The sequence below is a fragment of the Tepidimonas aquatica genome, assembly GCF_007556585.1.
Classification (GTDB): Bacteria; Pseudomonadota; Gammaproteobacteria; order Burkholderiales; family Burkholderiaceae_C; genus Tepidimonas; species Tepidimonas aquatica.
This window is the reverse complement of record NZ_VJNA01000060.1, coordinates 1-3,221: the sequence shown is the minus strand read 5'-3', so window position 1 is coordinate 3,221 and position 3,221 is coordinate 1. Positions and strand designations below refer to the sequence as shown.

The 3,221-nt window shown below is 66.3% G+C and carries 5 protein-coding genes; all 5 read left to right on the top strand.

Annotated features, from left to right (window positions below):
- Positions 1 to 173: 173 nt before the first annotated feature.
- The 5 genes from Taqua_RS12770 (at position 174) to Taqua_RS12750 (ending at position 2,931) form a co-directional block, all read left to right on the top strand.
- Positions 174 to 578, top strand: a complete 405-nt coding sequence (locus Taqua_RS12770) for a hypothetical protein (protein WP_143904470.1) — start codon at positions 174 to 176, stop codon at positions 576 to 578.
- A complete protein-coding gene (locus Taqua_RS12765) occupies positions 571 to 780 on the top strand; it encodes a hypothetical protein (protein ID WP_133597541.1) in 210 nt (69 codons plus the stop codon). Before Taqua_RS12770 ends, Taqua_RS12765 begins: the two co-directional genes overlap by 8 nt.
- Positions 773 to 1,246, top strand: coding sequence for a hypothetical protein (locus tag Taqua_RS12760; RefSeq protein WP_143904472.1), 474 nt, complete (start codon positions 773 to 775; stop codon positions 1,244 to 1,246). Before Taqua_RS12765 ends, Taqua_RS12760 begins: the two co-directional genes overlap by 8 nt.
- Before the next feature lie 74 nt (positions 1,247 to 1,320).
- On the top strand, positions 1,321 to 2,457 hold the full coding sequence (locus Taqua_RS12755) for a phage major capsid protein (protein WP_133597537.1): 1,137 nt from the start codon (positions 1,321 to 1,323) through the stop codon (positions 2,455 to 2,457).
- A complete protein-coding gene (locus Taqua_RS12750) occupies positions 2,458 to 2,931 on the top strand; it encodes a hypothetical protein (RefSeq protein ID WP_133597535.1) in 474 nt (157 codons plus the stop codon).
- The last annotated feature ends 290 nt before the right edge of the window (positions 2,932 to 3,221 follow it).

The window sequence follows — 3,221 nt, the reverse complement described above, 5'->3', positions numbered from 1 at the left end:
CTAGTGGGCAGTGCCAGGAATAGTTAAGGCTATCGACAAAGAGGCTCTGATTTATGAAAACTCAACTAATCACGAAAAGTGAATACGCCCGTCGCCGAGGCGTCGCACCCAGCGCTGTAACCCGCGCCATCGCAGAGGGTCGCATCACGCCAATAGTGGTCGACGGGCGAGAGATGATCGAGCCCATTGCGGCCGATGCGCAGTGGGCGGCCAACTCCCGTCGGCGGACGGGTAGCTCACCCGCCGTGCCGGTGCGAAGCGGTAGCGTAGCCCCGGGTGCCACCTACGAGGACGCACGACGCGTTCGCGAGGAGGCGGAGGCGCAGCTGGCCGTGCTGAGGCTGCAGGAGCAGCGGGGTGAGCTGATTCGCGTCGACGCGGTACGGCATGCGGTCGCCCGGCGACTGAGCACCCTGCGCGAGCGCTTTCTGGGCATCCCTGACCGCGTTGCGACGGGCCTGGCTGCGACCACTGATCCGGTGGCCGTGCACCAAATACTAGAGGACGAGATTCGAGGTGCGTTGAGCCTTGTCGCTGATGGCGACTTGCTCAATTCGCAGGAGGGCAGCCATGCATGAATCGCTAGAGCTGTACGTGCTCCCGCTGGCTTCGCATGATGCCGAAATCGCCGGTCTGGAGGCCGTACCTGGCCGCCTTCCCGAAATCTGGCGACTGCCAGGCGAGCCGCTGCGGACGATGCTGCGCCGCGCACTGCGCGAGGCGACGCCGGGCCCCTCGTTCTGGTGTTCGCCGATCATCAGGAGGCCGCACCATGAGTGACCACCGCGAGCACTTGCTGGCGCTGCTCGAGGATCGGCCCTCGCCCGAGACCTGGCAGTGGGTGCGCGAGCGCGTGCGCGCATGGCTCCTGTCGGGGCAGCGTGGCGCCCTTGACGCGGACGGCCGCCGACTGCGACGGCCCTCGCCAAGCCTGGCGCGCTGCCTGGGGATGCCAAGCACCCCCGAACCGGCCCGCCTTCGGCTGCGCGACGAATACCTGTACCGCCTGGCGCAGCACGTCGAAGCCGAGATCGGTCCCCATCCCTGGCGCATCGCAGTCGAGCTGGCGCGAATGGCCCAGCGATTCGAGCTGCGCAAGTGGCCCGCCTGGTGGCGCCTGGATGAAGCGCCCGAACACGCCAGCGAGCTCGAGCGGCTGCTGTTTGAGGCCCGCCGCATTGGCGGGGTGCCGCTGCCATCGACGCCCCGCCGCTACCGCCAGCTCCTGGAAGGCCGGGGCCGCTGAAGCACTTTATTGTCAAGACTTCGCGCGCGGGTTGGTTCAATCGTGGCATCAACCCATCACGAAAGGCCCCCCGAATGGAAGCGACCCCAATCCGCCCGACGCTGCGCGAGCTGCAGCGCAGGACCGCCGACGAGCTCGGTTTGCAGGCGCAATCCCTGCAGCGATATGGGTCCAAGCTGGACCTCCGCGAGCTGGTGCTGTCCAAGACCCGCCACCCGTTGCGCCCGCTTGATGAGCGCAAGGTCTCGGCCTGGTCTGAGCTCTCCGAATCGCTGCGTCAGCGCGGCGGCAATGTTCCGAGTGGCACCTGGGTGCCGCTGAAAGCGCTGACGCGCGATCTGACCACGAGCAATTCGTCGAGCCTGACCACGGCGCGCCTGGACCGCGAAAACGCCGCAAGTCTGCTGCCGAGCTCCGCTGTCATTGGCGGCGGCGCTACCGTGCTCTCGGGCCTGACGGGATCGTCTTACGGCATCACCACCACCACGCCGCTTGACCCCGCCGATGGGTGGATTGCCGAGGGCGACCCGGCCCCCCAGCGTGAGCCGACCTTTGGCGAGTCGCGCCTCACGCCGAAAAGCCTGATCGTCACCGTCACACTCTCGCGCCGCCTGCTGCATGACGCAGCCGTCGACGTCAACGCGCTGCTGTCGCGCGAGCTGGTGACCCGCCTCGCACACGCCATCGACCTGGCCGCGATCAACGGCAACGGCACGAGCCAACCGCTGGGCCTGCTGGGCAATGCCGACCTCGACGTGCTCGAGGCTGGCGCGAACGGTGCTGCACCCACCTGGGGGCACCTGGTGGACCTCGAGCACTCTGTCGCCACACGCGCGGGCCAGATGGCTGCGCCTGCGTTCCTGATGAGCCCTGCCCTGGCCAAGAAGCTGCGGACCACCCAGCGCGTTTCAGGCGGCGACCTGTTCCTCTTCGAAGGCCGCGACCTGCTGGGCTACCCGGTGCGCGTGACCCCAAATGTCCCGGACAACCTGACCAAGGGCACCAGTTCCGGCGTCTGTTCTGCGCTGGTGCTGGGCGACCTGGCCGAGATCGCTGTCGGTTTCTGGGGTCCGGCAGCAATCGACTTGCTGGTCGACGACATTACCGGCGCCAAGGATGGCCGCGTGCGCATCATCGCCCGTGCTGACGTTGGCATCGCGCCGATCCGCGTCGGAGCCTTCGCAGCCTTCAAAGACCTGCTGGCCGCCTGAATGAGTACCGCCGCCAGCCGGATCAATCGCGTCCCAAAGGGGCTCATCGGCCGCAAGGCGGAGCAACCGCAGGCCAGCAACTCCGCCATCTGGGAACTGCTGCTACGCCCACGGGATGTAATGATGGCTCAACGGGGCTACTCGCTGGCGCTCGAGCTGATCCAAGGTAAGCGCGAGCTGATGCCGCTACTGCAGATCGAGTTGGTAGCCGCTGCAACCACGGGCGATGCGTCTCGCGCCTCTGGCTTTCTCGATGGCGTGTTAGCCGCAGTTGAATCTTTGGTGGCGAGCGGGGCTCGCGTCAATACCCAAAATCCCGTCACCCGTCATCTGCTGTCGATCGGCCCCCAGGAGCGGCGCGCCTTGCTGCCGTGGCTGGGAGCCGACGAAGGGGTGGCGGTACTGCGCGACTTTGTGGAGCTCGCGCAGTGGGTGGGGCTCAACTGCCGCATCAACCTGGTAAAAAAGCATTGAGCCGCTCTGGTGGCGCCGAAGTGACAGGCGCCACGGCGTGACCCAAGGCCGAAAGGCTGGAAAGTCCCCAACAAGCGCAGCGTGGTTTCTGCGTTCACTCGTAGTCGAGATGGGAAGACACCCCCGGCAGGCGAAAGCCTGACCGGGGCTCTGTCTTTATGGGGACGAGGCTCAAACGTCTGGCCATGCTTTGCACCCGTCTATGGCTGGTGTATATTGGTGCCTGTTGGTGTCTGTACTCGGCCTGTTAATCCGTAGGTCCCTGGTTCGAGCCCAGGTCGGGGAGCCAA

Coding starts and splice junctions, on each gene's coding strand:
- Taqua_RS12770 (WP_143904470.1), top strand. CDS start 174: ATGATCGAGCCCATTGCGGCCGATGCGCAGTGGGCGGCCAACTCCCGT.
- Taqua_RS12765 (WP_133597541.1), top strand. CDS start 571: ATGCATGAATCGCTAGAGCTGTACGTGCTCCCGCTGGCTTCGCATGAT.
- Taqua_RS12760 (WP_143904472.1), top strand. CDS start 773: ATGAGTGACCACCGCGAGCACTTGCTGGCGCTGCTCGAGGATCGGCCC.
- Taqua_RS12755 (WP_133597537.1), top strand. CDS start 1,321: ATGGAAGCGACCCCAATCCGCCCGACGCTGCGCGAGCTGCAGCGCAGG.
- Taqua_RS12750 (WP_133597535.1), top strand. CDS start 2,458: ATGAGTACCGCCGCCAGCCGGATCAATCGCGTCCCAAAGGGGCTCATC.